This is a genomic window from Streptomyces sp. NPDC029151 (assembly GCF_055564315.1).
The window spans coordinates 513,057-539,845 of record NZ_JBVHWQ010000004.1; the positions used below are offsets into that span (position 1 = coordinate 513,057).

Sequence of the window (26,789 nt, forward strand, 5' to 3'; positions counted from 1 at the left end):
CCGATAGGTACAGCTAACCTGGAACGTCGCCGACCCACGCGGTCGGGTGTGTCGAATCCGCCAGACTCCCGCCGCGAGGCGGAAAGGGCGCGAATTACGGTGGCCGCTGCCGGCCCGAATGCGGTTTGTAGGCACGCACGAGGGCCAGGGCACACCCCAGGCACAAGGTCTGAGCGTACCTACCTCATTCGCTGCGGTCAAAACAAATGGGGTCCGGAGGCCCCGGGCTGCGGAGCATGTCAAGTCGCCGTACCCTACGTGATCTTCGATTCGGAAGAACTGCAGCCACCGCCGGGGCGTCCCGCACCCCGTCAGCCGGGCGGAGCGGCCCGCGTGCGGGGCCGGGGGCACGCGGCCACACCGAGGTCCATGCCGGTGCCGCAGCGACCACCGAGCCGCCCAGAGCCACCGCCCCCGCGCTCGCCCCGCGGGCCGGCCGCTCGTCCCCATGCCGGCCCTGAGGGCGGTCCGGGGGCCGTCCTGGCGCTCTGAGCCGCTCACCTGCGGCTGCACCGGCGCACCGGCCTCCGAGGCGCCGGTGCGCTCGTACAGGGCGTCCGGGGAACAACGTCACCCGGCACGACGGACACCTCCCCGCACAGCTCCGGGTGATCTCGACCCTGCTCACCGTCCACCGCGATTCCCCCCACACGGGCGTGGGCTCCGGCACCGCGGCGAGCCGCCCGTCCCTCGCCGACGTCATGGCGCCGGCACCTCCGTTCGCACTCGGCGGCCACGCCACGGCGCACACCGGCCCGGGGTACGCGCCGACGGCCGTCGTTGACACGAGGTGATCACTCGAACGCCGGGCCCGTGCAACGCCGAAGGGCGGCCACCCCGGAGGGTGACCGCCCTTCAGTGGACGTACGCCTTACTGGTTGTACGGACCGTAGTCGTAGTCCTCCAGCGGAACGGCCTGGCCGGAGCCCGTGCCGAACGGCGAGTAGTCGATGTCGTCGTAGCCGACGGCCGAGTACATCGCGGCCTTGGCCTCCTCGGTCGGCTCCACCCGGATGTTGCGGTAGCGGGACAGACCCGTACCGGCCGGGATGAGCTTACCGATGATGACGTTCTCCTTCAGGCCGATGAGGCTGTCGGACTTGGCGTTGATCGCCGCGTCCGTCAGGACTCGGGTCGTCTCCTGGAAGGAGGCGGCCGACAGCCAGGATTCCGTCGCCAGCGAGGCCTTGGTGATACCCATCAGCTGCGGACGACCGGAGGCCGGGTGACCGCCCTCCTGGACCACACGACGGTTCTCCTGCTCGAAGCGGGAGCGCTCGACCAGCTCGCCGGGCAGCAGCTCGGCGTCACCGGACTCGATGATCGTCACACGGCGCAGCATCTGCCGGATGATGATCTCGATGTGCTTGTCGTGGATCGACACACCCTGCGAGTTGTAGACCTTCTGGACCTCGCCGACCAGGTGGACCTGGACGGCACGCTGGCCCAGGATGCGCAGCACGTCGTGCGGGTTGGTTGCACCCACGGTGAGCTGCTGGCCCACCTCGACGTGGTCGCCCTCGCGGACCAGGACCTTGGCACGCTTCGAGATCGGGTACGCCGTCTCGTCGCTGCCGTCGTCCGGGGTGACGACGATCTTCTTGGTCTTCTCGGTCTCCTCGATCCGCACGCGGCCGGAGGCCTCGGAGATCGGGGCGACACCCTTCGGGGTACGGGCCTCGAAGAGCTCGACGACACGGGGCAGACCCTGGGTGATGTCGTCACCGGCCACACCACCGGTGTGGAAGGTACGCATCGTCAGCTGGGTACCGGGCTCACCGATGGACTGGGCGGCGATGATGCCGACCGCCTCGCCGATGTCGACCAGCTTGCCGGTGGCCAGCGAACGGCCGTAGCACATGGCACAGGTGCCGACGTGCGACTCGCAGGTCAGGATCGAGCGGGTCTTGACCTCCTCGACACCGTGACGCACGAGCTGGTCGATGAGCACGTCGCCCAGGTCCACGTTGGCCGGCGCGATCACCTTGCCGTCGATGACGACGTCCTCGGCGAGCATGCGGGCGTAGACGCTGGTCTCGACGTCGTCCGCCTTGCGCAGCACGCCGTCGGCACCGCGGTGGGCGATCTTCAGCTTCAGACCGCGCTCGGTGCCGCAGTCCTCCTCGCGGATGATGACGTCCTGGGAGACGTCGACCAGACGACGGGTGAGGTAACCCGAGTCGGCGGTACGCAGGGCGGTGTCCGCCAGACCCTTACGGGCACCGTGCGTGGAGATGAAGTACTCCAGCACGGACAGGCCCTCACGGAACGAGGCCTTGATCGGACGCGGGATGGTCTCGTTCTTCGCGTTCGACACCAGACCACGCATACCGGCGATCTGCCGCATCTGCATCATGTTTCCTCGGGCACCCGAGTCAACCATCATGAAGATGGGGTTGGTCTTGGGGAAGTTCTCGTTCATCGCCTCGGCGACCTCGTTGGTCGCCTTGGTCCAGATCGCGATGAGCTCCTGCGTGCGCTCTTCCTTGGTGATCAGACCGCGCTCGTACTGCTTCTGGACCTTCTCGTCCTGCGCCTCGTACCCGCGGACGATCTCCTTCTTCGCCTCGGGAACGACGACGTCGGAGATGGCCACGGTGACACCGGAACGGGTCGCCCAGTAGAAGCCGGCCGCCTTCAGGTTGTCGAGCGTCGCCGCCACGATGACCTTGGGGTAGCGCTCGGCCAGGTCGTTGACGATCTCGGAGAGCTGCTTCTTGCCCACCGAGTAGTCGACGAACGGGTAGTCCTCGGGCAGCAGCTCGTTGAAGAGCGCGCGGCCCAGGGTGGTGCGCAGGCGGAACGAGTCACCCTGCTGCCACTCGGGCTCGCCCTCCTCGCGCGCCGGCGGGGTCCAGCCGCGCGGCGGGATGGTGCCTACCGGGAAGCGGATGTCGATCGGCGACTGCAGCGCGAGCTCGCCGGCGTCGAACGCCATGATCGCCTCGGCCGTGGAGCCGAACGCGCGGCCCTCGCCCTTGGTGTCACGCAGCTCGCCGTCGGTGGTGAGGAAGAACAGACCGAGGACCATGTCCTGGGTCGGCATTGTCACCGGGCGGCCGTCGGCCGGCTTGAGGATGTTGTTCGAGGACAGCATCAGGATGCGGGCCTCGGCCTGCGCCTCCGCGGACAGCGGCAGGTGCACGGCCATCTGGTCACCGTCGAAGTCCGCGTTGAACGCGGTGCAGACGAGCGGGTGGATCTGGATGGCCTTGCCCTCGACCAGCTGCGGCTCGAAGGCCTGGATGCCGAGGCGGTGCAGGGTGGGAGCACGGTTCAGCAGAACCGGGTGCTCGGCGATGACCTCTTCGAGGACGTCGTACACGACCGTACGGCCGCGCTCCACCATGCGCTTGGCGCTCTTGATGTTCTGCGCGTGGTTCAGGTCGACCAGGCGCTTCATCACGAACGGCTTGAACAGCTCCAGCGCCATCGCCTTGGGCAGACCGCACTGGTGCAGCTTCAGCTGCGGGCCGACGACGATGACGGAACGCGCCGAGTAGTCGACACGCTTGCCGAGCAGGTTCTGACGGAATCGACCCTGCTTGCCCTTCAGCATGTCGCTGAGGGACTTCAGCGGGCGGTTGCCGGGGCCCGTGACCGGGCGGCCACGACGGCCGTTGTCGAAGAGCGCGTCGACGGCCTCCTGGAGCATGCGCTTCTCGTTGTTCACGATGATCTCGGGCGCGCCGAGGTCGAGAAGCCGCTTCAGGCGGTTGTTGCGGTTGATGACACGGCGGTACAGGTCGTTCAGGTCGGAGGTCGCGAAGCGGCCACCGTCCAGCTGCACCATCGGACGCAGGTCCGGCGGGATGACCGGGACGCAGTCCAGGACCATGCCCTTGGGGCTGTTGGAGGTCTGCAGGAACGCGGAGACGACCTTCAGCCGCTTCAGGGCACGGGTCTTCTTCTGGCCCTTGCCGGTGCGGATGATCTCGCGGAGCCTCTCGGCCTCCTCCTCCAGGTCGAAGGACTCCAGGCGCTTCTGCAGCGCCGCGGCACCCATCGAACCGTCGAAGTACGTGCCGAAGCGGTCACGCAGCTCGCGGTAGAGCAGCTCGTCGCCCTCCAGGTCCTGGACCTTGAGGTTCTTGAACCGGCTCCACACCTCGTCGAGGCGGTCGATCTCGCGCTGCGCGCGGTCGCGCAGCTGCTTCATCTCGCGCTCGGCACCCTCGCGCACCTTGCGGCGCACGTCGGCCTTGGCGCCCTCGGCCTCCAGCTCGGCCAGGTCGGTCTCGAGCTTCTTGGCGCGGGCCTCCAGGTCGGCGTCCCGGCGGTTCTCGATCTGCTGCCGCTCGACCGAGACGTGCGCCTCCAGGGAGGGCAGGTCGCGGGTACGGCGCTCCTCGTCCACGTACGTGATCATGTACGCGGCGAAGTAGATGACCTTCTCCAGGTCCTTCGGCGCCAGGTCCAGCAGGTAGCCGAGACGCGACGGCACACCCTTGAAGTACCAGATGTGGGTGACGGGCGCGGCCAGCTCGATGTGGCCCATCCGCTCACGGCGCACCTTGGCGCGCGTGACCTCGACGCCACAGCGCTCGCAGATGATGCCCTTGAAGCGGACGCGCTTGTACTTGCCGCAGTAGCACTCCCAGTCCCGGGTCGGACCGAAGATCTTCTCGCAGAAGAGTCCGTCCTTCTCGGGCTTGAGGGTGCGGTAGTTGATGGTCTCGGGCTTCTTGACCTCGCCGTGGCTCCACTGACGGATGTCGTCAGCGGTGGCCAGGCCGATCCGGAGCTCGTCGAAGAAGTTGACGTCGAGCACTATGCGTCAATCCCTCTCAGGGTCGAAAGTCTGTGGTCTGAAACGGGGGCCTGGGGGTCGGCGGGGCCCTCAAGGGTGAGGGCCCCGCCGGACTCCCGTCAGACCTCTTCGACGCTGCTCGGCTCGCGCCGGGACAGGTCGATACCGAGCTCCTCCGCAGCGCGGAAGACGTCCTCGTCGGTGTCGCGCATCTCGATGGACATGCCGTCCGAGGACAGCACCTCCACGTTGAGGCACAGGGACTGCATTTCCTTGATGAGCACCTTGAAGGACTCGGGAATGCCGGGCTCAGGGATGTTCTCGCCCTTGACGATGGCCTCGTAGACCTTCACGCGGCCGGTGACGTCGTCGGACTTGATGGTCAGCAGCTCCTGGAGGGCGTACGCGGCGCCGTAGGCCTCGAGGGCCCACACCTCCATCTCACCGAACCGCTGGCCACCGAACTGGGCCTTACCACCCAGCGGCTGCTGGGTGATCATCGAGTACGGACCGGTCGAACGGGCGTGCAGCTTGTCGTCGACCAGGTGGTGCAGCTTGAGGATGTACATGTAGCCGACCGAGATCGGGTCCGGGAACGGCTCACCGCTACGGCCGTCGAACAGCCGCGCCTTACCGGTCGGGAGCACCATGCGCTCGCCGTCACGGTTCGGGATGGTGTGCTGCAGCAGACCCGCCAGCTCGTCCTCGCGGGCACCGTCGAAGACCGGGGTCGCGACGTTGGTGCCGGGGGCGACCTGGTCGGCGCCGATGACCTGCAGACGCTGGGCCCACTCGTCCGCCAGGCCGGAGACGTCCCAGCCGCGGCTGGCGAGCCAGCCGAGGTGGATCTCCAGCACCTGTCCCGGGTTCATTCGGGACGGCACACCCAGCGGATTGAGGATGATGTCGACCGGGGTGCCGTCCTCCAGGAACGGCATGTCCTCGATCGGCAGGATCTTCGAGATGACGCCCTTGTTGCCGTGACGGCCGGCGAGCTTGTCACCGTCGGTGATCTTGCGCTTCTGCGCGACGTAGACGCGGACCAGCTGGTTCACGCCCGGCGGCAGCTCGTCGCCCTCCTCGCGGTCGAAGACGCGCACGCCGATGACCTTGCCGGTCTCACCGTGCGGCACCTTCAGCGAGGTGTCACGGACCTCACGGGCCTTCTCACCGAAGATCGCGCGCAGCAGGCGCTCCTCGGGCGTCAGCTCGGTCTCACCCTTCGGGGTGACCTTGCCGACGAGGATGTCACCGGCGATGACCTCGGCACCGATGCGGATGATGCCGCGCTCGTCGAGGTCGGCGAGGACCTCCTCGGAGACGTTCGGGATGTCCCGGGTGATCTCCTCGGGGCCGAGCTTGGTGTCACGGGCGTCGACCTCGTGCTCCTCGATGTGGATCGAGGAGAGGACGTCGTCCTGCACGAGGCGCTGCGACAGGATGATCGCGTCCTCGTAGTTGTGACCCTCCCACGGCATGAACGCCACGAGCAGGTTCTTGCCGAGGGCCATCTCACCGTTCTGGGTGGCCGGACCGTCGGCGAGGACCTGGCCCTCGATGATCCGGTCGCCCTCGTTGACGATGACCTTCTGGTTGACCGAGGTGCCCTGGTTGGAGCGGGCGAACTTGGCCAGGCGGTACGTGATGTACGTGCCGTCGTCGTTGGCGGTGGTGATGTAGTCCGCGGAGACCTCCTGGACCACACCGGCCTTCTCGGCCTTGACGACGTCGCCGGCGTCGACGGCGGAGCGGTACTCCATGCCGGTACCGACGAGCGGGGCCTCCGACTTAATCAGCGGGACGGCCTGGCGCATCATGTTCGCGCCCATGAGGGCACGGTTGGCGTCGTCGTGCTCGAGGAAGGGGATCATGGCGGTCGCGACCGACACCATCTGGCGCGGCGAGACGTCCATGTAGTCCACGTCCTCGGGGCCGACGTAGTCGACCTCGCCGCCACGACGGCGGACGAGCACGCGGCTCTCCTCGAACCGGAGGTCGTTCGTCAGCGGCGCGTTGGCCTGCGCGATGACGAAGCGGTCCTCCTCGTCGGCGGTCAGGTAGTCGACCTCGTCGGTGACCTGGCCGTCGATGACCTTGCGGTACGGGGTCTCGACGAAGCCGAACGCGTTGACCCGGCCGTAGGAGGCGAGCGAGCCGATCAGACCGATGTTCGGGCCTTCGGGGGTCTCGATCGGGCACATGCGGCCGTAGTGCGACGGGTGCACGTCACGGACCTCGAAGCCGGCCCGCTCACGGGAGAGACCACCCGGGCCAAGAGCCGACAGACGGCGCTTGTGGGTGAGACCCGACAGCGGGTTGTTCTGGTCCATGAACTGCGACAGCTGGCTGGTGCCGAAGAACTCCTTGATGGAGGCGACGACCGGCCGGATGTTGATCAGGGTCTGAGGCGTGATCGCCTCGACGTCCTGGGTGGTCATCCGCTCGCGGACGACACGCTCCATACGCGCCAGACCCGTGCGGACCTGGTTCTGGATCAGCTCGCCGACGCTGCGCAGGCGCCGGTTGCCGAAGTGGTCGATGTCGTCGGTCTCGACGACGACCGTCTCGCCGTTGTCACCGCTGGTCTCGGTCTCGCCGGCGTGCAGCTTCACCAGGTACTTGATCGTCGCGATGATGTCCTCGACGGTCAGGATGCCCGCGTCCAGCGGGGTGTCCGTACCCAGCTTCTTGTTGACCTTGTAGCGGCCGACCTTGGCGAGGTCGTAGCGCTTCGGGTTGAAGTAGAGGTTCTCCAGCAGCGTCTGCGCGGCCTCACGCGTGGGGGGCTCGCCCGGACGCAGCTTGCGGTAGATGTCGAGCAGCGCGTCGTCCTGGCCCTGGGTGTGGTCCTTCTCCAGGGTGGCGCGCATCGACTCGTAGTCGCCGAACTCCTCGAGGATCTGCTCGGTCGTCCAGCCGAGCGCCTTCAGCAGCACGGTGACCGACTGCTTGCGCTTGCGGTCGATACGGACACCGACCATGTCGCGCTTGTCGATCTCCATCTCCAGCCAGGCACCCCGGGACGGGATGATCTTGGCGGAGAAAATGTCCTTGTCGGACGTCTTGTCGATGGAGGAGTCGAAGTAGACACCGGGGGAACGGACCAGCTGCGACACCACGACACGCTCGGTGCCGTTGATGACGAAAGTGCCCTTGTTCGTCATGAGCGGGAAGTCGCCCATGAAGACCGTCTGGGACTTGATCTCACCGGTCTCGTTGTTGGTGAACTCGGCGGTGACGAAGAGCGGGGCGGCGTACGTGAAGTCGCGCTCCTTGCACTCGTCGATCGAGTTCTTCGGCGGCTCGAAGCGGTGGTCCCGGAACGTCAGCGACATCGACCCGGAGAAGTCCTCGATCGGGGAGATCTCCTCGAAGATCTCCTCCAGACCGGACTTGGTGGGGACGTCCTGACCGTTCTCCAGAGCCTCCTCGACCCGAGTCTGCCAGGCGGTGTTGCCGAGCAGCCAGTCAAAGCTCTCGGTCTGCAGCGCGAGCAGGTTCGGAACCTCGAGGGGCTCCTTGATCTTTGCAAAGGAGATGCGCAGCGGGGCGGTGCTGGCGCCGTTGTTCGTATTCGCGGTCGAGGCAGTGCGCGAGGCGGCCAAGAGGGGGTCCTTCCGAGGGCTCGGACTCACTACGCGCGTACCGGTCCCTCTCCCGCGCACAGGGACGGAAACCCCAGGTCAGGGGGGCTCGGTCGACTGTGCTCAAGTGAGGGCAGACCCCTGGTGACGGGCAGGGGACAGCTAACAGGCAGCGCAAAGGGTCAGTGTAGCCACTTGGCACACTGATGTCCAGTGCGGGTTTTCGAAGACCCTCGTTGTCCTCAACGCCCTTGTCAACGCCCTCGGCATCCTGCCCTCAACGCACGTTGATACTGCCCTCTTCGTCGTCGATCCATGCCTCGGATTCGGATCCTTGTGACGACGCGTCCTGAGAATTGCGCGCTGCGTGCGGTTCGTCAAGGGTTCCTTGCCGGAACCGGGTCATCCGGAGACACGACGAAGATCACCTTACCCCCCACGAACACAGGTGCAAGGCAGCCCTCGCCGGGCTCCGGGGAACGCCGAAGGGCGACCACCCGGATGGATGATCGCCCTTCGGTGCGTTCGCGTTACAGCCCTAGCGGGCCGTTTCTGCGGTCGCGAAGGTCTTACTTGACCTCGACGGACGCGCCGGCGCCCTTGAGGGCCTCGGCGGCCTTGTCCGCGGCCTCCTTGTTGACCTTCTCCAGGACCGGCTTCGGGGTGCCGTCCACGAGGTCCTTGGCCTCCTTCAGACCCAGGGAGGTCAGCTCACGCACGACCTTGATGACCTGGATCTTCTTGTCGCCGGCACCGGTGAGGATGACGTCGAACTCGTCCTTCTCCTCCTCGGCCTCGGCAGCGGCGCCACCAGCGGCACCACCGGCGACGACGACCGGCGCGGCAGCGGCGGCGGTGACGTCGAACTTCTCCTCGAAGGCCTTCACGAACTCGGAGAGCTCGATGAGGGTCATCTCCTCGAACTGGGCGAGCAGGTCTTCCTGGCTGAGCTTCGCCATGATGGCGGTCCTTCCACTCAAATCGGCAGGTGCCGGATGTACTGGGTAAGGCGGGCGTACGTCGGCCCGCTGCGACCCGCGCCGTGGGTGCGGGTCAGAAAGCGAGCCGAATTACTCGGCACCGCCCTGCTCGGCCTGCTTGGCGCGCAGCGCGTCCACGGTGCGGACGAGCTTCGACGGCAGCGCCTGGAAGACGGAGGCAGCCTGGGACTGCTTCGCCTTGAAGGCACCGGCCAGCTTGCTGAGCAGAACCTCGCGGGACTCGAGGTCCGCAAGCTTCTTGATCTCGTCGGCGGAGAGGGCCTTGCCCTCCAGGACACCGCCCTTGATGACGAGATTGGGGTTGTCCTTGGCGAAGTCACGCAGACCCTTCGCCGACTCCACCGGGTCACCGGTGACGAAGGCAACGGCCGTCGGGCCAGCGAAGAGCTGGTCCTCCAGCGTGATCCCGGCCTCCTTGGCCGCAATCTTGGTCAGCGTGTTCTTCACCACGGCGTACTGGGCGTTCTCACCGAGCGACCGGCGCAGCGTCTTGAGCTGCGCCACGGTGAGACCGCGGTACTCGGTCAGCACGGCGGCGTTGGAGCTGCGGAACTTGTCCGTCAGCTCCGCAACCGCGGCAGCCTTGTCGGGCCTCGCCATAGAGCCTCGGCCTCCTTCCGGGTGATTCGGACCGCGCGGACCCGAAGGAGGACTGGGTAAAACGAAACGCCCCGGCGCAGGCGCACGGGGCGGACTCGACCGGCCGCACACGCGCTCGGCGCGCGCACTCCGGGAGTTCTTCCACAGTCACCTGCGCGGGTCGCCCACTTTTCAGCGGATCCTTCGGCCACCGCACCCTCGTTCGAGCGCACGGCAACGACCAGCGGTCTTTGGCTTCTCCAAGAGAGTACGGGACGCAGGCTCGGTCGAGCAAATCGACCGTTTGGACCGGGTCCGACTGGGGCAATGGGGGACGGCAGGGCAGGGCGACCGGGGGCCTGCCGGTCCGGACGACCGCAGGCCACCGACCCAGCCAACGAGGGTCCGCCGGTGCGGGTGACGCGAGCCCGCCGCCGGTCCACCCCGCCCGGGGACAGCCAGGCCCCCTCAGGGGCGCGGAGCGCTTCCGAGGGGGCCGGAGGGCCGTGGGTCGGGATCGACCGTTGCGGACGGATCAGGAGGTAGTGCCCGTGCCGCCCGTCAGTCCGCCGGACTTCATCATGTCCGCGAAGTCCTTGGTGTCGCTCGCCGGGGGCGCCTCGGCGGTGACCTTCACGCCGTAGTCGCTGTAGAGCGTCGTGTTGGTCATGGCGCCGTTGGCCGTGTCGGCCTTCTCGGTCTTCTTGACCAGCAGGTCCTGGTCGTTGATCCAGACGTCGACGGTCTCGGTGGTGACGCCGGCCTGGGTGAGCTGCTTCTTCAGGGCGGATATCTGGTCGGCGCTGAGGTCGCTGGACTTCTCGGCGAGGTCGGCGACGTCGACCTTGCCCGAGTAGTGCGTGGTGTGGGCGCCGGAGACCGTCTCCTCGCCGACCTTCTTGACGTCGCCGGAGGCCAGCAGCAGCTTCACGGACTGGTTCGGCGTGGAGTTCTGGAGCTGGTCCTTCATGTACGACCCGGAGGCGCCGCCGAGCTTGGCGAGGTCGTCGTAGGAGTACTTGATCCAGTGCTTGCCGCCGCCCGCCTGCTGGGCGTACGCGTCGCTCATGTGGGCGTAGTAGGCGTCCGGCAGGTACCGGGCCTCCATGGAGGAGGTGCCGGCCTTCTTCATCAGCTCGGCCATCTTGCCGCCGGTGTACGTGATGGTGAGGTTGCCCTTGAGACCGTCACCCCAGGTGAGGGCGCCGTCCGCGGTCATCGCCATCAGTTCGCCGACGGAGGTCGTCGAGCGCACCTTGGCCGAGTCGGCCTTGTCGGTGGACTTCTCGGCGGAGCGCAGGGCGGCTATGGGGCTGACGTGGGTCATGGTCTTGCCGGCCGTCTTGTCACCGCCCTTGTCCGAGTCGGAGGAGCCGCAGGCGGCCACTCCGGTCAGCGCGGCCACCACCGCGATGGAAAGGGCCGTCCGGCGCGCGGTCGTGCTGTTCATCTGCTCCCACCCCAATTGCGTGTCCTGTGCCTGCACCGTAACTCAGGCCACTGACAGTCGTACGAAAGGTCGTACAAAGAAAGGACGGGCCCGGAACCTCGGAGGTTCCAGGGCCCGCCCTGTTCTTTACGCGTCGCTGACGCGGCTACCGGGGCAGAGCCTCAGGCTCAGACGGCGGCCGGGTCCTCCTCGACCAGGAGGTTGCGGGTGCGGTTCGGGTCGACCGGAATGCCGGGGCCCATCGTGGTGGTGATGGCGGCCTTCTTGATGTAGCGACCCTTGGCGGCGGACGGCTTCAGACGGAGGATCTCCTCCAGCGCGGCGCCGTAGTTCTCCACCAGCTTGGCGTCGTCGAAGGACGACTTGCCGATGATGAAGTGCAGGTTCGAGTGCTTGTCGACGCGGAACTCGATCTTGCCGCCCTTGATCTCGGTGACGGCCTTGGCGACGTCGGGGGTGACGGTGCCGGTCTTCGGGTTCGGCATCAGACCACGCGGGCCGAGGACGCGGCCGAGGCGGCCGACCTTGCCCATGAGGTCCGGGGTGGCGACGACGGCGTCGAAGTCCAGACGGCCCTTCGAGACCTCGTCGATCAGCTCGTCGGCGCCGACGATGTCGGCGCCCGCGGCACGCGCGGCCTCGGCACGGTCGCCGGTCGCGAAGACCAGGACCCGGGCGGTCTTACCGGTGCCGTGCGGAAGGTTCACGGTGCCACGGACCATCTGGTCGGCCTTGCGCGGGTCGACACCCAGACGGAAGGCGACCTCGACGGTGGCGTCGAACTTGGTCGTGGAGGTCTCCTTGGCGAGACGGACGGCTTCGAGCGGGGCGTACAGCTTCTCCCGGTCGACCTTGGCGTCCGCAGCGCGGAGAGCCTTGCTGCGCTTGCTCACAACTTGCTCCTGTGTGTTCTGAAAGGAGTCGTGGTCCTTGGGCCGAGCAGGCCCTGCCACGTGCGGCTACGTTTCGCCGGCAGCCGCATGACTACGAGTGGGTCGAGGTCAGCCCTCGACCGTGACGCCCATGGAGCGCGCGGTACCGGCGATGATCTTCGCCGCGGCGTCCAGGTCGTTGGCGTTGAGGTCGGGCATCTTGGTCTGGGCGATCTCGCGGACCTGCGCCTCGGTGATCTTGGCGACCTTGGTCTTGTGCGGCTCGCCCGAGCCCTTCTCGACACCCGCGGCCTTGAGGATCATCTTCGCGGCCGGCGGCGTCTTGGTGATGAAGGTGAAGGAGCGGTCCTCGTAGACCGTGATCTCCACCGGGATGACCCAACCGCGCTGCGACTCGGTCGCGGCGTTGTAGGCCTTGCAGAACTCCATGATGTTGACGCCGTGCTGACCCAGCGCCGGGCCGACCGGCGGAGCCGGGTTGGCGGCGCCGGCCTGGATCTGGAGCTTGATGAGCCCCGTGACCTTCTTCTTCTTGGGAGGCATGCTCTCTCCGGGTCCTTACTGAGAGGTTGACTGCCATCCGCGCCTAGGACCTGCACCCATGGGGGCAAGATCACACAGATGGCATACCGCACCACGATAGCCGCTCTTACCACGAGAGAGGAAATCGCCCTGGTCAGACGGGGTTCGTGGGGTCGGTGGGGTCTTCGGTCCGTCGGTCGCGCCGCACGTGCGCGGCCGCGGCCAGCAGGGTGACCACGGTCGCGCCGCCCGGTACGGCGAGCAGCGCGGCCACGGTCCCGCGTCCGGTGTCCTCGGCGAGCACGACCCGCCCCGGCTCGCCCGGCGCGTGCCGTACCTCCACGGTGTCACCCTCGGCGTGACCACGCGCGCGCGTGCCGAGCGGGAGTCCGGCGGTGACCTCTTCGCCCTGAAGCGGGAAGGTGACGCTGCACCGGCCCAGGACGCAGGTCCCGGCGTGGAAGGTGGCCTCGGCCGGCTCCGCGCCCCGCAGCTCGGTCCGCAGCCAGGCCGCGGGGAGGAAGACGGCGTACACCGCCACGAGCAGCGCCAGGACGGCCACGGCACCGAGGGCGGCGGGCCGGACACGGCGAGAGCGCCCCGGCGCGGTACTGACCGGCGGGGCGCTCTCGGGGGACGGATTCAGTTCTTCTGGATCTGGTCGAAGGACAGCTCGACCGGCGTCTCGCGGCCGAAGATCTCGACGAGGCCCTTGACCTTCTTCGAGTCGGGGTTGATCTCGTTGATGGTCGCCTGGAGCGTGGCGAACGGGCCGTCGGTGACGGTGACCGAGTCGCCGACCTCGAAGTCCAGGACCTGGACCTCGACCTTGCGCTGCGGAGCGGGCTTGCCCTCGGCCTCGGCGGCCTCGCGGGCGGCCTTCTCCTCGGCCTCCGGGGCGAGCATCTTGACGATCTCGTCCAGGGTCAGCGGGTACGGGTCGTAGGCGTTGCCGACGAAGCCGGTGACGCCCGGGGTGTTGCGGACGACGCCCCAGGACTCGTTGGTGAGGTCCATGCGGACCAGCACGTAACCCGGCAGCTTGTTCTGCTTGATCGTCTTGCGGTCGCCGTTCTTGATCTGGACGACCTCTTCCTGCGGCACCTCGGCCTGGAAGATGTAGTCCTCGACGTTCAGCGAGACGGCGCGCTGCTCCAGGTTGGTCTTCACGCGGTTCTCGTAGCCGGCGTAGGTGTGGATGACGTACCACTCGCCGGGCAGGGTGCGCAGTTCCTCGCGGAGGGCCTGGATCGGGTCCACCGGGGCGGCCGGCTCCTCGGCGGCCTCCTCGACGGCGGTGTCCTCGCCGGCCTCGGCATCCTCATCGGCCTCGGCGTCCTCGTCGGTCTCGACGTCCTCGCCGGCCTCTTCGTCCTCGCCCTCGGCGTGCAGGGCGGCCTCCTCGGCCGGCTCCCCCGCCTCGGCCTCGGCAGCCTCGAACTCGTCCTGCTCGTCCGCGCCCTCGACGATGTCGAGCTCGTCGTCCGCCGTCTCGGCAGCCAGCCCGCGGGGCTCGGTGGCGTCGTCGTTCAGGTTCGGGTCAGACACGATGGCTGCTTCTTCCTGGATACATAGGGGTGGAACATGCGAAAACGGGCGCCGGTGCCACGGCGCCCTTCGCTCTTGGCTCAGCCGAAGACGTACTTGGCCGCGTGGTCGAGCCCATAGTCAATCACGGTCACCAGGGCGATCATGATGGCGACGAAGAAGATCACCACGGTGGTGTACGACGTCAGCTGGTTGCGCGTCGGCCAGACGACCTTGCGGAGTTCCGCGATGACCTGGCGGTAGAAGGTGGCGAGGCGCTTCAGCGGGCCCTTCTTGGCGCGCTTGCCGCCCTTGCGGGCCTTCTTCTGGGACTCGGGCACCTCGTCCTGGGCATCAGGCGTGTCGATGGAGCCCACGGCGTCCGTCATTGTCCTCACCTGATCCCGGGTCGTGGCCGTGCCGCGCCCGGTTCCTGAGCCGCACGGCGGTGCAATGCTGTACGTACATGCGCACACATCCTGGCGGTGTGTGTAGCAGGGCCGGAGGGACTTGAACCCCCAACCGCCGGTTTTGGAGACCGGTGCTCTACCAATTGAGCTACGACCCTTTGTGTGTCCCCAACGTACCGCATCCGACCGGGTGCTCGGTGTGCACCGGCTGTGCGGCGGCCGCTGAGGCCAACGAGGTGAGAGTGTACGTGGTCCGCGGCCCGGCGTCGAACAGAAAGTGCCCGTCGGGAGCGCGGTGACCAAAGATCGTCCTGGCCGGGGGCAGGATTCGGACCCGTGTTCACGCCTCGACCCTTCCTGTTCAGTCTGTGAAACCCGTGTGCCGGGCGCTTTTCGTGTCTGGAACGATGGGCCGCATGAGCGCTGCAACCCCACCCACCGAGCGCCGGGTCTCCGCCCGAGTCGGCGCGATCTCCGAGTCCGCCACCCTCGCCGTGGACGCCAAGGCCAAGGCCCTGAAGGCCGCCGGGCGTCCGGTGATCGGCTTCGGCGCCGGTGAGCCCGACTTCCCGACCCCGGACTACATCGTCGAGGCGGCCGTCGAGGCCTGCAAGAACCCGAAGTACCACCGTTACACCCCGGCCGGCGGCCTGCCCGAGCTGAAGGCCGCGATCGCCGCGAAGACGCTGCGCGACTCCGGCTGGGAGCCCGACGTCTCGCAGATCCTGGTCACCAACGGCGGCAAGCAGGCCATCTACGAGGCGTTCGCCGCGATCCTCGACCCGGGTGACGAGGTCATCGTCCCGGCGCCGTACTGGACGACGTACCCGGAGTCGATCCGCCTGGCCGGCGGTGTCCCGGTCGAGGTCGTCGCCGACGAGACGACCGGCTACCGGGTCTCGGTCGAGCAGCTGGAGGCCGCGCGCACGGAGAAGACGAAGGTCGTGCTCTTCGTCTCCCCGTCCAACCCGACCGGCGCGGTGTACTCCGAGTCCGAGACCGAGGCGATCGGCCGCTGGGCCCTGGAGCACGGCCTGTGGGTGCTCACCGACGAGATCTACGAGCACCTGGTCTACGGCGACGCGGCCGCCGTGTCCCTGGCGGGGCTCTTCCCCGAGCTGCGCGACAAGTGCGTCGTCGTCAACGGTGTGGCGAAGACGTACGCGATGACCGGCTGGCGCGTGGGCTGGGTCATCGGCCCGAAGGACGTCGTCAAGGCCGCGACCAACCTCCAGTCGCACGCCACCTCGAACGTCTCCAACGTCGCCCAGGTGGCCGCCCTGGCCGCCGTCTCCGGTGACCTGGAGGCCGTGGCGAAGATGCGCGAGGCCTTCGACCGGCGCCGCAGGACGATCGTGCGGATGCTCAACGACATCGACGGCGTGGTCTGCCCGGAGCCCGAGGGCGCGTTCTACGCCTACCCGTCGGTCAAGGCGCTGCTCGGCAAGGAGATCCGCGGCAGGCGCCCGAAGGACAGCGTCGAGCTGGCCGCGCTGATCCTGGAGGAGGCCGAGGTCGCGGTCGTCCCGGGCGAGGCCTTCGGCACGCCGGGCTACCTGCGGCTGTCGTACGCGCTCGGCGACGAGGACCTCGTCGAGGGCGTGAGCCGGATGCAGAAGCTGCTGGCGGAGGCGCGGGACTAGTTCCCGGCCGCTACGCGCGCGTGCGGGCCGTCTCCCTGCGGGGAGGCGGCCCGCTTCTGTGTGCGAGCAAGACCACGTACGGGGAAACGGCTACCGGGACGGCAGGGACGTACGGCAGGATCTGGGAATGGAGCGTGTACGTGATCTGTCCGAGCTGCCGAAAGCCCATCTGCACCTGCACTTCACCGGCTCGATGCGGCCGGGAACGGTCCTGGAACTGGCCGACAAGTACGGCATCCGTCTGCCCGACGCGCTGACGGACGCCCTCACCGGCGGGGAACCACCGAAGCTGCGCGCCACGGACGAACGCGGCTGGTTCCGCTTCCAGCGGCTGTACGACGCGGCGCGCTCCTGTCTGCGCGAGCCGGAGGACATCCGGCGCCTGGTCCGGGAGGCCGCCGAGGAGGACCTGCGGGACGGCTCGGGCTGGCTGGAGATCCAGGTGGACCCGACGTCGTACGCGCCCCGGCTGGGCGGTCTGATCCCGGCTCTGGAGGTGATCCTGGACGCGGTGGACACGACGTCCCGGGAGACCGGGCTCGGCATGCGGGTGCTGGTCGCCGCGAACCGGATGAAGCACCCGCTGGACGCGCGCACGCTGGCCCGGCTGGCGGTGCGGTACGCGGACCGGGGCGTGGTGGGCTTCGGGCTCTCCAACGACGAGCGGCGGGGCATGGCGCGGGACTTCGACCGGGCCTTCCACATCGCGCGGGAGGGCGGTCTGCTGTCGGCGCCGCACGGTGGCGAGCTGACCGGTCCCGCGTCGGTGCGGGACTGCCTGGACGATCTGCACGCCGCGCGGATCGGGCACGGGGTGCGGGCCGCGGAGGACCCGCGGCTGCTGAAGCGGCTGGCCGACCGGGGCGTGACCTGCGAGGTGTGCCCGGCCTCGAACGTGGCGCTCGGCGTGTACGAGAAGCCGGAGGACGTCCCGCTGCGCACGCTCTTCGAGGCCGGCGTCCCGATGGCGCTGGGCGCCGACGACCCGCTGCTGTTCGGCTCCCGGCTGGCGGCCCAGTACGAGATCGCCCGCCACCACCACGGCTTCACGGACGCGGAACTCGCGGAACTGGCCCGGCAGTCGGTGCGCGGTTCGGCCGCTCCGGAGGAGGTCAGGAAGCGGCTGCTGGCCGGCGTGGACGACTGGCTGGCGCGCCCGGCGGCCTGAAGTGGGCGTATGGCGGATAGGCCTTGAAGCAGAGCATCAGCTCGATCCGGTGGCCGCCGCCGGGCGTGTCGGCCAGCGGGAACATCGATCCCATGTAGGCCATGCGTCCCTCGCCGACGCCCTCCTCGTGCGGGCCGTGGCCCGCCGCCTCGGCGAGCCAGACCGCCATGTCGGCGAACATGTCCCGGTCGCCGAAGAAGAAGAGCGTACGCGCGTGCGTGGCGTGCCTCAGCTCGTCCTGGGAGCCGGTCCGCTCCTGGTGGGCGCGCCAGGCGGCGGCGTCCCGCGCGGTGCGCGCCTCGTCGGTGCGGACGGTGAGCGGGGTGCCCTGCCGTAGCCTGCGCCGCAGTCCGGGCCACTGGCTGGGGCGCAGTCCGAGGCCGTGGTGGGCGAGGACCAGGTCGACCGGTTCGCCGACCCCCTCGTCGGGCGGGACCCCGTCGCGCAGCGGCACGTGGACGACGGTGCGCCGGGAGCAGGCGGCGAAGGAGAACAGGCCGGCGAGCCGGTTCAGTCCGTCGTGGTCGCCGAGCAGCAGACCGATGGGGTCGGGTGCGCGCAGCGAGGTGTGGCGCAGGGGGTGCCGGGGCTGGACGATCCGGTACTGGTGCGGCCCGGTGCGGGGCCGGAACTCGCGCAGCCTCAGCCGCATGGACGGAACCTCATGACCAGCATGATCACGACTGTGCGGGCCCGGGGGCAACGGAGATTCCGCCCAGCAGGGTCCGCGCGAGCCGGACGGCGAACTCGTCCACGGGCGGGCGTTCACCGCTGTCGGTGGCATCGTAGGCGAACGCGCGCTGGGCGCAGGCGCCGATGAGCAGGGAGGCGGCGGCGTAGGTGTCGGCGTCGGCACGGACGCGGCCGGCGGCCTGTTCGGCGCGGAGATAGGCGTCCAGACCCTGGATGGGCAGGTGGGGGCCGGAGCCGAGGGTGCGCAGGGCGTCGTCGTGGCGCCGCTTGAGCTGGGTCTCGGCGTACAGGGAGGCGGCGATCGGGAAGCTCTGCTCGTAGAAGAGGGCGGCCTGGCGGGCGATCTCGGTGAGGTTCGCCTCCAGTGTGCCCCGGCCGGGCTGGGCGGCGAGGCTGTCGAGGAGCGGGGTGAGGCGGGGCAGGCGTTCGGTGAGGACCCGTACGAACAGCTCTTCCTTGCTGTCGAAGTGCTTGTAGAGGGCGGCTTCGGAGCAGCCGGCCGCGCGGGCGATCTCCTTGGTGGTGGCGCGGGCGAGTCCGACGGTGAGCATCAGCTCGTGGGCGGCGTCGAGGATGCGGACACGCGCCGGCTTCGTCTCCATGGGGCTCCGTTCGGGCCTTGACGGGTGGGTGAGTGTTTACCCACTCTAGACACGAGACGGGTGAGTAAGTACTCACCCACCAGCGGAACGCAGGGGGAAGGCCAGCATGAAGCTCACTGTTCTCGGTGCCACGGGAGGGATCGGCCGGGAGCTGGTCCGCCAGGCCCTGGACGCCGGTCACCAGGTCACGGCGGTCGTACGCGACCCGGCCCGGCTCGGTGTCACCGGCGACCGGCTGGAGGTCGTCCGCAGCAGCCTGACCGACCCGGAGGAGCTGCGCGGTGCCGTCCGGGGCCGGCACGCCGTGCTGTCGGGGCTGGGCGCGCGCAGCCGCAAGGACGCCGGGGTGGCGACCCGGCTGACCCGTACCGTCCTCGCCGCGATGGAGGCCGAGGGGGTGCGCCGGCTGCTGGTGGTCAGCGCCGGCCCGGTCGGCCCGGCTCCGGTGGGCGACGGTCCGCTGGACCGGGCGGTGCGGGGCCTGGTGTCGGCGATCCTGAAGGACGTCTACGCCGATCTGCGCGAGATGGAGGACGCGCTGGCCGGCAGCGGCACGGACTGGACGTCCGTGCGTCCGCCGCGCCTGCAGGACAAGCCGCTCACCGGCCGCTACCGCACCGTCGTGGGCGGCTTCCCGCCCCGGGGGCGCTTCATCGCGCGCGCGGACGTCGCGCACGCGATGCTGTCGATGATCGACGCCGAGGAGACCCTGAAGCAGGGGGTCGGGGTCGCGTACTGAACCGGCGCCGCTAAAGACTCACGCCGACGGTCACCGGCTCGTTGACCAGCGTGATCCCGAAGGCCTCGCGCACCCCGTCGACCACCTCGTGGGCCAGGGCCAGCAGGTCCTCCGTGGTGGCGGCGCCCCGGTTGGTGAGGGCGAGGGTGTGCTTGGTGGAGATGCGGGCGGGGCCGGTGCCGTAGCCCTTGGTGAAGCCCGCCTTGTCGATCAGCCAGGCCGCGGAGGTCTTCGTACGGCCCTGACCCGCCGGGTAGGCGGGCGGCTCGACGCCCTCGCCCAGCCGCTCGCGCACGCGCGCGTGGAACGCGGCGAACTGTTCGTCGGTGAGGATCGGGTTGGTGAAGAACGACCCGGCCGACCAGGTGTCGTGGTCCTCGGGGTCGAGCACCATGCCCTTGCCCGCGCGCAGCTTCAGCACGGTCTCGCGGGCGTCGGCCAGCGGCACCCGGTCACCGGGCTCCACGCCCAGCGCGCGGGCCGCCTCCGCGTACCGGACGGGCGCGGACAGCCCGCCCGCGTCCTCCAGCCCGAAGCGGACCCGGAGCACGACGTAGCGCTCGGGGTCGGCCTTGAAGCGGCTGTGGCGGTACGAGAAGGCGCACTCCTCGTTCGTCAGCGTGACGGTCTCGCCGGCCCGCCGGTCGTAGGCGATCACCTCGGTGATCGTCGAGGAGACCTCCTGGCCGTAGGCCCCCACGTTCTGGATCGGCGTGGCGCCGGCGGATCCGGGGATGCCGGCCAGGCACTCGACTCCGGCGAGGCCGGCCTCGACGGTGCGGGCGACGGCGTCGGTCCACACCTCGCCGGCCGCGACCTCCAGCGTCGTGCCGCGCAGCTCGACCCCGCGCGTGGCGATGCGCAGGGCAGTGCCGTCGAAGCCCTTGTCGCCGATGACCAGGTTCGATCCGCCGCCGATGACCAGCAGGGGCGTACCGCTGTCGTCGGCCTCACGGACGGCGGCGATCACCTCGGCGTCGGTCGCGGCGGTCACCAGCCGCGTCGCGGGACCACCCAGCCGGAAGGTGGTCAGCGGGGCAAGGGGGGCGTCGTGGAGTACCTGCACGCGCCCAAGACTACGAGACCCCTCGGACAGTCCCGCGCCCCTCACCCCTTCCGTCACGAGCCGCGCCCGGCACCGGACGGCCGGGCGTGCACGCCCGCACGGAAGCACGCACGCGCGCGTGGACCCACCCGACTGTGCCGGAGGTCCACGCGCGCGTGCCCGGTGCCGCCGCCCGGCCGGCTACGTCAGCCGCCGTACCGCCTCCTCCCAGCGCACCGGCAGTTCGTCGGCGGAGGTGCTCCAGCCGGCGAACGCGACGTCCCGCATCTCGGCCGCCAGGGCGCGGGAGGTCGGCCGGTGGGCGCCGGAGCGGGCGAAGGCGTGCAGCGCGTCGGCCGACTCCCAGGCGGACAGCGTCCAGAAGGTGCGCCGCAGGGGCCGCGCCCTGAGGGTGGCCCCGTAGGCACCGGGCGCGCGGCCGACCTGGCGCCACACGGCCGGGGTGCGGGCGAGGAAGCGGACGGCTCCCCACAGGGTGCGGGTCCGGAAGCGGGAGGCGAAGACGTGCACCTCGGTGCCGGGTGGCGGGGTGCGCGGAGCGGTCCAGGGAAGCGTGGGCATCGCGGGGCTCCTCGGTGGGTGTGACGGGCCGGCGGGGGCAGAGGGTCAGCGGGAGGCGGTCTCCAGGGCGGGTGCGGGTGCCTGCCCGTCCGCCGTGGCGGTCCGCCCGGCGTTTCGGCGGGCGGGGATCAGCAGGGCGGCGACGGCGGCGAGGGCGACCACCGCCGAGCCGGTGACCAGGGCCGGCCGCAGACCGTCCACGAAGCTCTGCGCGGACTCGTAGCCGCCCTGCGCGGAGAAGATCGAGGACATGACCGCGATGCCGAGCGCCCCGCCCACCTCGCGCAGCGCGTTGTTGGCGCCGGAGGCGATGCCCTGCTCCTGCGGGCGGACGCTGGACATGACCAGGTTGGCGGCCGGCGCGAAGTACAGCGCCATGCCGACGCCGCTGATGACCAGGGCGGGGAGCTGGACGGTGTAGGAGGCGTCCGCGGTGGCCACCCAGGCCATGTAGCCGAGGCCGGCGGCCTGGAGGAACAGGCCCGCGGCGACGACCGGACGGCCGCCGATCCGGTCGGAGAGGATCCCGGCGACGGGCGCGACGAGCATCGGCATCCCGGTCCACGGCAGCATCCGCAGCCCCGCCTCGGTGGGCGAGTATCCGAGGACGCCCTGCATGTACTGGCTGAGCAGGAAGATCGAGCCGAACATCCCCACGAACATCAGCAGGCTGGCCGCGTTGATGCCGGAGAAGGCCCGGGAGCGGAACAGGCGCATCGGGAGCATGGGGTGCGCCGCGCGGGAGCTGTAGCCCACGAAGGCCAGCAGCAGGGCGCCGCCGCCGACGAGCGCGGTCAGCACCACGGGGTCGGTCCAGCCGTCGGCGGGCCCGCGGACGAGGCCGTACACGATGCCGAAGAGCCCGCCGCTGGCCAGCAGGGTGCCGGGGACGTCGAGCCGGGCGCAGGTGCCGTGGGACTCGGCGAGGCGCAGCCGGGCGAGCGGCAGGGCGACCAGGCCGAGCGGAACGTTCAGCCAGAAGATCCAGTGCCACGAGACGTGCTCGGTGAGGCTGCCGCCGATGAGCGGCCCGGAGGCGACGGCCAGCCCGTTGACGGCGCCCCAGATGCCGTAGACCATTCCGCGCCTGGCCGCGGGCACGGCCGCGGTCAGCAGGGTGAGCGTGAGCGGCATCATCACCGCCGCGCCGACGCCCTGCACCGCGCGGGCGGCGATCAGGGAACCGATGCCGGGTGCCATGGCAGCGGCGGCGGAGGCGGCGGTGAACACGGCGAGTCCGGCGATGAAGAGCCGGCGGCGGCCGAAGCGGTCGCCGAGCGCGGCGCCGAACATCAGCAGCACCGCGAAGGTGAGCGTGTAGGCGCTCACGGTCCACTCCAGGTCGTCCAGCGCGCCGCCGAGGTCCTCGCGGATGGAGGGCAGGGCGGTGGTGACGACGAGGTTGTCCAGGGCCGCCATGAACCCGGCGACGCTGGTGATGACGAGGGCCCACACGGCACGCGCGCGTGTGGAGGTGGTACCGGCTGTTGCTGTCTGCTGCGACATCGCTCCCCCAGTAAGTGGTCGCCGGCCGGCGACCACCAGTTAGTTATTGATGACTAACTTCGGCGCCCAGGAAAAGGCGCGCCCCACCCCCCGCCGGAGTCAGGACTCCGGGCGCCCCTTCAGCCGGGCCGACGGGTACAACCCCTGCCACACCCGGTGGTCGGGCGGGAACCCCATGGCGACCAGACAGTTGATGAGCATTCCGTAGGCCATGAAGGTGGTGGTCTCGTCGACGTCCGCGCCGAGCGGCAGGTGGACCGTGTCCCACAGCCGCATCCAACCGGCGCGCACGCTCTCGCCGAACTCGCGGTCGCCCTCCTCCTCGGCCGCCGCCACGGCGGCGTACATCTGCATCTGCATCAGCAGCCGCTCGGGCCGCTCCGCGATGACCTTGGTGTACGCGTTCGCCATGGCGTGCAGGGCCTCTTCGCCCTGCAGCCCCTCGGAGGCCTCCGCGAAGGTCCGGACGGTGTCCTCCACGCAGCGTTCGACCGCCGCGAGGAAGATCGCCTTCTTGCCCGGGAAGAGCCGGAAGAGGTACGGCTGCGAGACGCCGACCCGCTTGGCGATCGCCTCCGTGGAGGTGCCGTGGTATCCGCCGCGCGCGAACTCGGCGGTCGCGGCACGGATGACGCTCTCGCGCCGCTCCTCTGCGCTCATCCTGGGCATGCGGATAAGTTAGTGCTCAATCACTAACTTGGCAAGGGCGGGGGGGGGGTGACGGTGCGGTTCACCGGGGGCCTGCGGGGTCTGCGCGGTCATCGCGCGGGTGACGCCGGCGCCGCCGCGTACGGGTAAGGGGCGCCCTCACGGGAGGACGCCCCTTACGCCGGCCGAGGTGGCCACGCGCCGGTCAGGCCAGGCGTACGACCGCCCGGGACATGCCGAGCACCTTCTGGCCGTCGCTCGTCGCCGTCAGGTCCACGCGGACGGTGTTGTCGTCCAGCTTGGCGGCGACCTTGCCGCTGACCTCGATCAGGGCGCCCTGGTCGTCGTTCGGGACGACGACGGGCTTGATGAAGCGGACGCCGTACTCCACGACCTCGCCCGGGTCCCCGACCCAGTCGGTGACCACACGGATCGCCTCGGCCATGGTGAACATGCCGTGCGCGATGACGTCCGGCAGGCCCACCTCCTTGGCGAACTTCTCGTTCCAGTGGATCGGGTTGAAGTCGCCGGAGGCGCCCGCGTAGCGCACCAGGGTGTCGCGGGTCACGGGGAAGGTCTGGGCCGGCAGCTCGGTGCCGACCTCCACGTCGTCGTACGCGATCTTCGCCGTCATCGGGTACTCACGCCTCCTCGGCCGCACGGGCCACGAGCTTGGTCCAGGCGGTCACGACGTGCTCGCCGGCCTCGTCGTGCACCTCACCGCGGATGTCCAGGATGTCGTTGCCCGCGAGGGACTTGATTCGCTCGATCGTGGAGGTGACCGTGAGCCGGTCGCCGGCGCGCACGGGGCGGGCGTAGGCGAACTTCTGGTCGCCGTGGACGACGCGGCTGTAGTCCAGGCCCAGCTGCGGGTCCTGGATGACCTGTCCGGCGGCCCGGAAGGTGATGGAGAACACGAAGGTCGGCGGGGCGATCACATCGGAATGGCCGAGCGCCTTGGCGGCTTCGGGGTCCGTGTACACCGGGTTGGTCTCGCCCACCGCCTCGGCGAACTCACGGATCTTCTCCCGGCCCACCTCATAGGGCGCGGTGGGCGGGTAGGTCCGTCCCACGAAGGACTGGTCGAGCGCCATGGCCCGGCACCTCCTGACGTCTGCTGTGATGGCCCCAAATTAGCCGGAAACCGGTCGCGGAATGCGGGCGGGGCCGGGGCCCGGTGTGTGCCGGGCCATGGAAACGCCGTGAGGCCGCCCCCTCGGAAGGGGACGGCCTCACGGACGAGCCTGATTTATCGCGTTTCGCGGTGCGCGGTGTGCGCGTTGCAACGCGGGCAGTGCTTCTTCATCTCCAGACGATCCGGGTTGTTACGCCGGTTCTTCTTGGTGATGTAGTTCCGCTCCTTGCACTCCACGCAGGCCAGCGTGATCTTCGGGCGGACGTCGGTGGCAGCCACGTGAGTGCTCCTAAGACGAACGGATGGACTGATTCAACGCAAGAAAGAGTAGCCGATCGAAGGACCGACCCCACAATCGGCTACTGTCAGTAGCGGTGACCGGACTTGAACCGGTGACACAGCGATTATGAGCCGCTTGCTCTACCGACTGAGCTACACCGCTTTGATGAGATCAGTTCCCGCCTCGCGACGGGAACCTCTCCCACCAGAGCCCCAAAACGGAATCGAACCGTTGACCTTCTCCTTACCATGGAGACGCTCTGCCGACTGAGCTATTGGGGCGAGCGATGAAGACATTACACGGTCTGCCGCCGTTCACCCAAATCCGTATCCCGGCGCCCGCGACCACCCCTGCCCCAGGGCTCCCGGCAGCCTCCCGGCCTCCCCCGCGGGGGCCGTCCGGCGAGCTGCGCGGACCCCGCGTGACACCCTGCGGCCTGGGCGGATCCGCCGTGGGGCATCCCGGCACTCCCACGCGCGCGTGGGAGTCGCCGAGGCGGCGTCCCGCCCCGCGCGCGGGGGCGACACGTGTACCGCCCGGGGCGGACCACGCCGGTACGACTATTGCGCTCCTGCGGGACCCGCACGGTTCGCCGTCCTAGGCTCGACTCACTCTGCGTGATCTTGGGGCCACTCGTGGCCCCGGACCACTCACGCCGTCCCGCCCGAGCCCTCCCCGGCCCCACCCTGGAGCGCGATGCCCGACAGCAGGCCGCAGCCGCCACCGCCGTCGAACCCGTCGGGGTCCTCCGGACCGTCCGACCCGGCGGCCCTCCTGCTCTGCGGGGCGCGGCTCACCGACGGCCGGACCGTGGACGTACGGCTGGGCGGCGGGCGTATCGAGGCGGTCGGCACGGCCGGGAGTCTCGCCCCGGGACCGGCCCGGCAGGGCGCCGCACGCGTGGACCTGAGCGGCTACCTGCTGCTGCCGGCCCCCGCCGAGCCGCACGCCCACGGCGACACCGCCCTGTCCGCCGAGCGCCCCGGCCCGGTGTCGTACGCCCCCGAGGACGTCCAGCGCCGGGCGACGGAGGCGGCCCTGCTGCAGCTCGGGCACGGAGCGACGGCGTTGCGCGCGCACGTGCGCGTGGGCGACGTCCAGGGGCTCGGCGCGCTGGGGGCGGTCCTGCAGGCACGGCGGTCGCTGCGGGGACTGGCGGAGCTGACGACGGTGGCGATGCCGAGGCTGCTGACCGGGGCGGCCGGCGCCGACGGGCTCGCGATGCTGCGGGACGCGGTGAAGATGGGCGCCTCCGTGGTGGGCGGCTGCCCCGACCTGGACCCGGACCCCACCGGTTACGTCGAGACGGTCCTGGAGGTGGCCTCCGAGCACGGCTGTCCGGTGGACCTGCACACGGACGCGGCCGACCCGGCCAGGCTGTCCCGGCTCGCGGCCATGGCGGGCGGCCTGCGCCCCGGCGTGGCGATCGGGCCGTGCGCGGGCCTCGCGCGCCTGCCCGCCGAGGCCGCCGCGCGCGTCGCCGACCAGCTCGCGGCGGCCGGTGTGACGGTGGTGTGCCTGCCGCAGGGCGGCTGCGGCGGCGCCGACCGGCGCGGCACGGCGCCGGTACGCCTGCTGCGCGCGGCCGGAGTGCGGGTGGCGGCCGGCAGCGGGGCCCTGCGCGACGTCTCGAACCCCGTCGGCCGCGGCGACCCGCTGGAGGCCGCCTACCTCCTCGCCTCCGCCCACGGCCTGCGCCCGGAGGACGCCTACGACGCCGTGTGCGCCTCCGCCCGTGCGGTCCTGGGCCTGCCGGAGGTGCGTGTGGAGGCGGGCTTCCCCGCGGAGCTGCTGGCGGTGCGCGGCGACCATCTCGCCGGCGCGCTCTCCCTGGCGTACAGCCGGATCGTGGTGCACCGGGGCCGGGTGGTGGCCCGTACCAGCGCCGTGCGCGAGTACTGCAACTCGGCGGCGGCAGCGGAACTGGGGCTGCCGCGGCAGGGGCGTGGGGAGCTGTCCTGAGCGGGCGCGCGGCGCCCGCCGAGACTGCCGGCAACTCGTGCGGCGAATGCGGCCCTTCGGGCGTACGGTC

At 69.9% G+C, this 26,789-nt stretch carries 23 protein-coding genes and 3 tRNA genes; 4 read left to right on the forward strand and 22 right to left on the reverse strand.

Going from position 1 to position 26,789, the window contains the following annotated elements; all coding sequences use genetic code 11:
• Positions 1 to 871: 871 nt before the first annotated feature.
• The 11 genes from ACZ4VF_RS18865 to ACZ4VF_RS18915 form a co-directional block, all read right to left on the reverse strand.
• Complete coding sequence (locus ACZ4VF_RS18865; RefSeq protein ID WP_467927122.1) at positions 872 to 4,771, reverse strand: DNA-directed RNA polymerase subunit beta'; 3,900 nt, start codon at positions 4,769 to 4,771, stop codon at positions 872 to 874.
• A 98-nt stretch (positions 4,772 to 4,869) separates the two neighbouring features.
• The gene (rpoB, locus tag ACZ4VF_RS18870) at positions 4,870 to 8,355 is read right to left on the reverse strand and encodes a DNA-directed RNA polymerase subunit beta (protein ID WP_467927124.1); all 3,486 of its coding nucleotides are present in this window, start codon (positions 8,353 to 8,355) and stop codon (positions 4,870 to 4,872) included.
• A gap of 548 nt (positions 8,356 to 8,903) precedes the next feature.
• On the reverse strand, positions 8,904 to 9,293 hold the full coding sequence (gene rplL / locus ACZ4VF_RS18875; RefSeq protein ID WP_230919653.1) for a 50S ribosomal protein L7/L12: 390 nt from the start codon (positions 9,291 to 9,293) through the stop codon (positions 8,904 to 8,906).
• Between the two features lie 111 nt (positions 9,294 to 9,404).
• On the reverse strand, positions 9,405 to 9,935 hold the full coding sequence (gene rplJ, locus ACZ4VF_RS18880; RefSeq protein ID WP_014674354.1) for a 50S ribosomal protein L10: 531 nt from the start codon (positions 9,933 to 9,935) through the stop codon (positions 9,405 to 9,407).
• Between the two features lie 514 nt (positions 9,936 to 10,449).
• A complete protein-coding gene (locus ACZ4VF_RS18885; RefSeq protein WP_467927125.1) occupies positions 10,450 to 11,364 on the reverse strand; it encodes an SCO4651 family lipoprotein in 915 nt (304 codons plus the stop codon).
• Positions 11,365 to 11,531: 167 nt separating this feature from the next.
• Positions 11,532 to 12,257 carry a 50S ribosomal protein L1 gene (rplA, locus tag ACZ4VF_RS18890; RefSeq protein ID WP_467927127.1) on the reverse strand — a complete coding sequence of 242 codons (726 nt, stop codon included), beginning with the start codon at positions 12,255 to 12,257 and terminating at the stop codon, positions 11,532 to 11,534.
• Positions 12,258 to 12,365: 108 nt separating this feature from the next.
• On the reverse strand, positions 12,366 to 12,800 hold the full coding sequence (gene rplK / locus ACZ4VF_RS18895; protein ID WP_055493153.1) for a 50S ribosomal protein L11: 435 nt from the start codon (positions 12,798 to 12,800) through the stop codon (positions 12,366 to 12,368).
• 133 nt (positions 12,801 to 12,933) lie between these two features.
• Positions 12,934 to 13,341, reverse strand: coding sequence for a hypothetical protein (locus tag ACZ4VF_RS18900; protein ID WP_467927128.1), 408 nt, complete (start codon positions 13,339 to 13,341; stop codon positions 12,934 to 12,936).
• 80 nt (positions 13,342 to 13,421) lie between these two features.
• A complete protein-coding gene (gene nusG, locus ACZ4VF_RS18905; protein ID WP_467927130.1) occupies positions 13,422 to 14,327 on the reverse strand; it encodes a transcription termination/antitermination protein NusG in 906 nt (301 codons plus the stop codon).
• An 80-nt stretch (positions 14,328 to 14,407) separates the two neighbouring features.
• Positions 14,408 to 14,695 carry a preprotein translocase subunit SecE gene (secE, locus tag ACZ4VF_RS18910; protein ID WP_467927131.1) on the reverse strand — a complete coding sequence of 96 codons (288 nt, stop codon included), beginning with the start codon at positions 14,693 to 14,695 and terminating at the stop codon, positions 14,408 to 14,410.
• Between the two features lie 106 nt (positions 14,696 to 14,801).
• Positions 14,802 to 14,874 (reverse strand) — tRNA-Trp (locus ACZ4VF_RS18915).
• 258 nt (positions 14,875 to 15,132) lie between these two features.
• Here ACZ4VF_RS18915 and ACZ4VF_RS18920 point away from each other — a divergent pair.
• Complete coding sequence (locus ACZ4VF_RS18920) at positions 15,133 to 16,359, forward strand: pyridoxal phosphate-dependent aminotransferase (RefSeq protein ID WP_467927132.1); 1,227 nt, start codon at positions 15,133 to 15,135, stop codon at positions 16,357 to 16,359.
• Positions 16,360 to 16,486: 127 nt separating this feature from the next.
• Positions 16,487 to 17,527: an adenosine deaminase gene (locus ACZ4VF_RS18925; RefSeq protein WP_467927134.1), complete on the forward strand. Its 1,041-nt coding sequence runs from the start codon at positions 16,487 to 16,489 to the stop codon at positions 17,525 to 17,527.
• On the opposite strand, the gene ACZ4VF_RS18930 is transcribed toward ACZ4VF_RS18925, so the two are convergent.
• The gene (locus ACZ4VF_RS18930) at positions 17,472 to 18,179 is read right to left on the reverse strand and encodes a hypothetical protein (protein WP_467927135.1); all 708 of its coding nucleotides are present in this window, start codon (positions 18,177 to 18,179) and stop codon (positions 17,472 to 17,474) included. The genes ACZ4VF_RS18925 and ACZ4VF_RS18930 overlap by 56 nt on opposite strands.
• Before the next feature lie 25 nt (positions 18,180 to 18,204).
• Positions 18,205 to 18,822: a TetR/AcrR family transcriptional regulator gene (locus tag ACZ4VF_RS18935; protein WP_467927136.1), complete on the reverse strand. Its 618-nt coding sequence runs from the start codon at positions 18,820 to 18,822 to the stop codon at positions 18,205 to 18,207.
• Positions 18,823 to 18,928: 106 nt separating this feature from the next.
• On the opposite strand from ACZ4VF_RS18935, the gene ACZ4VF_RS18940 reads away from it, so the two are divergent.
• A complete protein-coding gene (locus tag ACZ4VF_RS18940; RefSeq protein WP_467927138.1) occupies positions 18,929 to 19,561 on the forward strand; it encodes an NAD(P)-dependent oxidoreductase in 633 nt (210 codons plus the stop codon).
• Between the two features lie 10 nt (positions 19,562 to 19,571).
• On the opposite strand, the gene ACZ4VF_RS18945 is transcribed toward ACZ4VF_RS18940, so the two are convergent.
• The 9 genes from ACZ4VF_RS18945 to ACZ4VF_RS18985 form a co-directional block, all read right to left on the reverse strand.
• Positions 19,572 to 20,627: a UDP-N-acetylmuramate dehydrogenase gene (locus tag ACZ4VF_RS18945; protein ID WP_467927140.1), complete on the reverse strand. Its 1,056-nt coding sequence runs from the start codon at positions 20,625 to 20,627 to the stop codon at positions 19,572 to 19,574.
• Positions 20,628 to 20,807: 180 nt separating this feature from the next.
• On the reverse strand, positions 20,808 to 21,188 hold the full coding sequence (locus tag ACZ4VF_RS18950) for a DUF3291 domain-containing protein (RefSeq protein WP_467927142.1): 381 nt from the start codon (positions 21,186 to 21,188) through the stop codon (positions 20,808 to 20,810).
• 45 nt (positions 21,189 to 21,233) lie between these two features.
• A complete protein-coding gene (locus ACZ4VF_RS18955; RefSeq protein WP_467927143.1) occupies positions 21,234 to 22,694 on the reverse strand; it encodes a DHA2 family efflux MFS transporter permease subunit in 1,461 nt (486 codons plus the stop codon).
• Positions 22,695 to 22,793: 99 nt separating this feature from the next.
• On the reverse strand, positions 22,794 to 23,363 hold the full coding sequence (locus ACZ4VF_RS18960) for a TetR/AcrR family transcriptional regulator (protein WP_467927145.1): 570 nt from the start codon (positions 23,361 to 23,363) through the stop codon (positions 22,794 to 22,796).
• 184 nt (positions 23,364 to 23,547) lie between these two features.
• Positions 23,548 to 23,976, reverse strand: a complete 429-nt coding sequence (locus ACZ4VF_RS18965) for a MaoC family dehydratase (protein WP_467927147.1) — start codon at positions 23,974 to 23,976, stop codon at positions 23,548 to 23,550.
• Positions 23,977 to 23,983: 7 nt separating this feature from the next.
• A complete protein-coding gene (locus tag ACZ4VF_RS18970) occupies positions 23,984 to 24,436 on the reverse strand; it encodes an FAS1-like dehydratase domain-containing protein (RefSeq protein ID WP_467927148.1) in 453 nt (150 codons plus the stop codon).
• A gap of 155 nt (positions 24,437 to 24,591) precedes the next feature.
• The gene (rpmG, locus tag ACZ4VF_RS18975; protein WP_003948671.1) at positions 24,592 to 24,756 is read right to left on the reverse strand and encodes a 50S ribosomal protein L33; all 165 of its coding nucleotides are present in this window, start codon (positions 24,754 to 24,756) and stop codon (positions 24,592 to 24,594) included.
• 90 nt (positions 24,757 to 24,846) lie between these two features.
• Positions 24,847 to 24,919: transfer RNA gene (locus ACZ4VF_RS18980), tRNA-Met, on the reverse strand.
• Between the two features lie 46 nt (positions 24,920 to 24,965).
• Positions 24,966 to 25,038 (reverse strand) — tRNA-Thr (locus ACZ4VF_RS18985).
• Between the two features lie 415 nt (positions 25,039 to 25,453).
• On the opposite strand from ACZ4VF_RS18985, the gene ACZ4VF_RS18990 reads away from it, so the two are divergent.
• Entirely contained in the window at positions 25,454 to 26,719 is a 1,266-nt protein-coding gene (locus tag ACZ4VF_RS18990; protein ID WP_467927150.1) for an amidohydrolase family protein, read from the forward strand.
• Positions 26,720 to 26,789 lie beyond the last annotated feature (70 nt).

What these genes read in the sequence shown, in the direction of transcription:
- rplL (WP_230919653.1), bottom strand. Translation starts at nt 9,293, where the DNA reads ATGGCGAAGCTCAGCCAGGAAGACCTGCTCGCCCAGTTCGAGGAGATG.
- rplJ (WP_014674354.1), bottom strand. Translation starts at nt 9,935, where the DNA reads ATGGCGAGGCCCGACAAGGCTGCCGCGGTTGCGGAGCTGACGGACAAG.
- ACZ4VF_RS18885 (WP_467927125.1), bottom strand. Translation starts at nt 11,364, where the DNA reads ATGAACAGCACGACCGCGCGCCGGACGGCCCTTTCCATCGCGGTGGTG.
- rplK (WP_055493153.1), bottom strand. Translation starts at nt 12,800, where the DNA reads ATGCCTCCCAAGAAGAAGAAGGTCACGGGGCTCATCAAGCTCCAGATC.
- secE (WP_467927131.1), bottom strand. Translation starts at nt 14,695, where the DNA reads ATGACGGACGCCGTGGGCTCCATCGACACGCCTGATGCCCAGGACGAG.
- ACZ4VF_RS18920 (WP_467927132.1), top strand. Translation starts at nt 15,133, where the DNA reads ATGAGCGCTGCAACCCCACCCACCGAGCGCCGGGTCTCCGCCCGAGTC.
- ACZ4VF_RS18925 (WP_467927134.1), top strand. Translation starts at nt 16,487, where the DNA reads ATGGAGCGTGTACGTGATCTGTCCGAGCTGCCGAAAGCCCATCTGCAC.
- ACZ4VF_RS18930 (WP_467927135.1), bottom strand. Translation starts at nt 18,179, where the DNA reads ATGCGGCTGAGGCTGCGCGAGTTCCGGCCCCGCACCGGGCCGCACCAG.
- ACZ4VF_RS18935 (WP_467927136.1), bottom strand. Translation starts at nt 18,822, where the DNA reads ATGGAGACGAAGCCGGCGCGTGTCCGCATCCTCGACGCCGCCCACGAG.
- ACZ4VF_RS18940 (WP_467927138.1), top strand. Translation starts at nt 18,929, where the DNA reads ATGAAGCTCACTGTTCTCGGTGCCACGGGAGGGATCGGCCGGGAGCTG.
- ACZ4VF_RS18950 (WP_467927142.1), bottom strand. Translation starts at nt 21,188, where the DNA reads ATGCCCACGCTTCCCTGGACCGCTCCGCGCACCCCGCCACCCGGCACC.
- ACZ4VF_RS18955 (WP_467927143.1), bottom strand. Translation starts at nt 22,694, where the DNA reads ATGTCGCAGCAGACAGCAACAGCCGGTACCACCTCCACACGCGCGCGT.
- ACZ4VF_RS18960 (WP_467927145.1), bottom strand. Translation starts at nt 23,363, where the DNA reads ATGCCCAGGATGAGCGCAGAGGAGCGGCGCGAGAGCGTCATCCGTGCC.
- ACZ4VF_RS18965 (WP_467927147.1), bottom strand. Translation starts at nt 23,976, where the DNA reads ATGACGGCGAAGATCGCGTACGACGACGTGGAGGTCGGCACCGAGCTG.
- ACZ4VF_RS18970 (WP_467927148.1), bottom strand. Translation starts at nt 24,436, where the DNA reads ATGGCGCTCGACCAGTCCTTCGTGGGACGGACCTACCCGCCCACCGCG.
- ACZ4VF_RS18990 (WP_467927150.1), top strand. Translation starts at nt 25,454, where the DNA reads ATGCCCGACAGCAGGCCGCAGCCGCCACCGCCGTCGAACCCGTCGGGG.